Source organism: Protofrankia sp. Cr1, from assembly GCF_963555865.1.
Lineage (GTDB): Bacteria > Actinomycetota > Actinomycetes > Frankiales > Frankiaceae > Protofrankia.
The window spans coordinates 1-3,211 of sequence record NZ_CAUVXO010000581.1; the positions used below are offsets into that span (position 1 = coordinate 1).

Annotated in this window: 3 protein-coding genes and 1 pseudogene; all 4 read left to right on the forward strand. The window is 69.7% G+C overall.

Annotation, left to right across the window (positions count from 1 at the left end; translation table 11 throughout):
* Positions 1–94: 94 nt before the first annotated feature.
* Positions 95–469, forward strand: a pseudogene (locus U9980_RS26150) (cell division protein FtsK); the annotation flags it as partial.
* Positions 470–720: 251 nt separating this feature from the next.
* Positions 721–1,599: a hypothetical protein gene (locus U9980_RS26155; RefSeq protein ID WP_322770364.1), complete on the forward strand. Its 879-nt coding sequence runs from the start codon at positions 721–723 to the stop codon at positions 1,597–1,599.
* Positions 1,596–2,036, forward strand: a complete 441-nt coding sequence (locus U9980_RS26160; protein WP_322770365.1) for a hypothetical protein — start codon at positions 1,596–1,598, stop codon at positions 2,034–2,036. Before U9980_RS26155 ends, U9980_RS26160 begins: the two co-directional genes overlap by 4 nt.
* A gap of 274 nt (positions 2,037–2,310) precedes the next feature.
* Complete coding sequence (locus tag U9980_RS26165; RefSeq protein WP_322770366.1) at positions 2,311–3,069, forward strand: DUF2637 domain-containing protein; 759 nt, start codon at positions 2,311–2,313, stop codon at positions 3,067–3,069.
* Positions 3,070–3,211: the final 142 nt, after the last annotated feature.

Here is a 3,211-nt window from a genome sequence, read left to right on the forward strand (position 1 = left end):
AGGGTCGCGGTGTGCAAGCGGACATCGACACCGGGGACGCCCTGGAGCCCGGATAGATAGGTGAGGGTGAGCCGGGTCCGGGCCGCGAGGTTAAGGCCGGGCACCCGGCGTGGCCGTGATCGGGGCGGTGCAGGACCCCCGCAAAGAGGTGCTGCCGTTCCGGGACCTGTTCCCCGTCCGGGTCGCACTGCGGATGACCGAAGCCGACCAGGTGGATCTCGTGCTCGGGGATGGTGCCCGCGACCGCGGGGCACGGGCCGACGAGATCGGTGAGGACATGCCCGGGGTCGGCTATGTGCGCCTGGACGGCCAAGCCGACCCGGTTCGGGTGCGGGCCTGCTGGGTCGACGACCCCGAGATTGCGCGGATGGCGCGCCGGTATCCGGTGCCGGCGGTCGCCGAACTGCTCGATCTCGTCGGTGACGGTCCGGACGGCTGGACCCCGGATGTGGACGGCTGGGCCGCGTGACCGGACCGGAGGAATACGCCCCGGTGTATCCGCTGCCGGTCTGCGGCTGGCGGCGGGCTTGATCAAAAATCAACGAGCATGCGGAACCAGCTCGTGGGCGCGGCAGGGATCGAACCTGCGACCACTCGCTTGTAAGGTAGCAAGCGAGAAACGCTGAGCTGACCTGCATAAACACAGGTCGCGCCGGAGCGAGATGGCCAAAGTTAGTAGGTCACTCGCGGTTGGCGCCCCGAACCTCTGGGAGCCCCAGCATGCCCGAAAAGGACGAGCACAGCCAACAACAAGGCTACAGCCGTGTCCAACCCAACACCCATCGCGACTGTCTTCACCTCCAGCCTCAGCTCGAGGCGTACATCGGACGCCTCGGCGCAGTAGGTGCCATCCGCGGCCTCCCCTGGGAGGCACTCGCGCCCGAACAGCGCGACCTCGACGGCATCCGAGCGGTAACCGCGCTGGGCGCCTGCGGGTGCGGCGTCCGCGTCGTGTCCATACGGGCCTGGGGGCACGGCACGAACGCCCCCACCTGGTCCATACCCTGGACCCCGCTTGCCCTCGACCGGCACGGTCCAGCCGGCATGAGCTCACCGGCGACCCACCCGCATGACCTCGGCCCGGGTACCGACAGCCAACGGGCCACCCTCAGCAGTGAAGATTTCTTCGCCAGTCGCCAGATAGCCGGCCCCCACCCGAGCCGACCCTGCCGGTTCTGCGGTGAGCCGGTCTCCGGCCCGGGTGCCGATATCGGCAGCGGGCCCGAGCACCCCGAGTGCGCATCAGAGCACGGCGCACCCGTCCCGCCGGCCCCGCCCGGCGACGCCTCACCGGTTGTAGCCCTGCCCGGTCCGTATCAGACCGAGGCGCAGGCTCGCGCCGAAGCGATGCCGCGGGCGGTCGTCGCGTTGCATGCCGTCAATCGGATGGGCGGCGAGGCCGTGCTGCATCACCTGCTCGCAGCTTGCTCGGCGGCCGGCGTCGACCTCGGCGACTACGACAGCAAGATCCTGCGCTGGCTGGCCGAGATGTGGGAGACCGAAACGGTGCAGGTCATCATCGGCCTCATCGCCCGGTCCCACGCAGCAGGTCGCGCCCACGCCGCAACGGCCGACATCCCAGAGGACGGCGTCCGGTGAGCACGCGTACTGGCCTGACTGATGTCGACTCGCTCATCAAGATCCGCGATGCCGAGCAGGCCGCGTTGGACGAACTGGTCGCCATCGGCCGGGCCAAAGACGCCATCGCCGGCGCACGGCAGCGGGATCTCGTCGCGGAGCAGACGACGGCCTACCGCCGGTGGACGGCGGCCAAGGGGCTGCTGACGAAGGCGCAGAAGTGCGGCAATCCTGGGAGGATTGCCGCCGCACAGGCCCGGACCGACTCGGCATATGCCGAGTTCGATCGGATCTCTGCGACGAACATCGCCGAGCTGCAGCAGATCGCCACGGCCCAGTCTGCGCGCCTCGATCGGATGTTCGACCAGATTCGTCGAACGGGGGACGCCCGTGCCGCGGTCATCGAGGCGTTGGCGCGACCACAACCATCGCACGGCCATCCTTCGTCGGTGGTGTAACTGTGAAATGGATTATCGGCATTGCGATCGCCGTTGTGTGGGTCGTTCTCGTCGTGCTGCCCCTGGTTGAGCGGACGATGCGCTGATGCCCGAGCTGGATCTCGACGCGCAGGCCGTGGGGACCGACCTGGACCTGTGGGCCGCGCTGACCCCAGGCTCCCCAGGGCTCGAAGCCCTCCTCCAACTCGCAGACGAATAAGCAGCCCTGGCCGGCGGTGGAACGCCAGGCCAGGGCCTAGATCCCGCACCCTGCAGAGAAGGGAAACGGAACCCTGTGACAACTCTCTCCCCCAACAGGCCCTCCCGGCGAGGCGCCGAGGCCGGGCCGATCGAACGTTGGGCGGCCCGCGCGCTCCCGGTGGTTCTTGGCGCCTGTGCGTTCGCGATCTCCTTCCGGCATGTGCGTCGGGTTGCGCTGGACCACGGCGCGGACCAGGCGGCGAGCTGGGCGATCGCCATCTCGGTGGAGCTGCTAGCGATCGCCGCAGCGCTGGAGACCCGCCGCCGGCGCAGGCTCGGCCAGTCCGTGCTGTGGCCGACCGTCGTACTCCTGGTCGGCATCGCCGCGACGGTGAGCGCGAACCTGGAGACCGCCACCGCGCCCGGGTGGGGCACGGCGGTCGCGGTCTGGCCGGCGGCGTGCTATCTCCTAGCCGCAAGCCTGCACACAACACGCCCGACGTCGCCCCGGGTGCCCGACGTAGTCCCGGACGACGAGATGCCAGGGCCCGTCCAGGACGAGCTCGCGCCGTGGCCTGCTGATCAGATCTCGGACGTCCCGCGGGACGTCGTCGACGAGGGTACGGACGACGACGTCCCGGACGTCCCGATCGGCGGCCTGGACCAAGACGTGGTCCGAACCGCACGGCGGATCTATCGGGAGCTCTCGGCTCGAGGCGAGGTACGGCGCGAGGATCTCATCGCTGCGGTGCGGGACGCGGGTCATCCGGTCGCGTCCTCGGAACGGACGGCGGTGTGGCGGGTCGCCCGGACGCCGTCCAGGCCGCGGTCCGCTGAGGACGTAACACGATGACGAGGACGTCGAAGACCACCACGACCTCGGACGCTCCGGACGCGTCCGAGGTCGTGGTGGTGCCAGTCCCGGATGCACCCCTGGATGTTCCGGACGCGTCCGGGCAAACGTCCAGGGCAGGTGGGCTTGTCCAGCTTGGGCC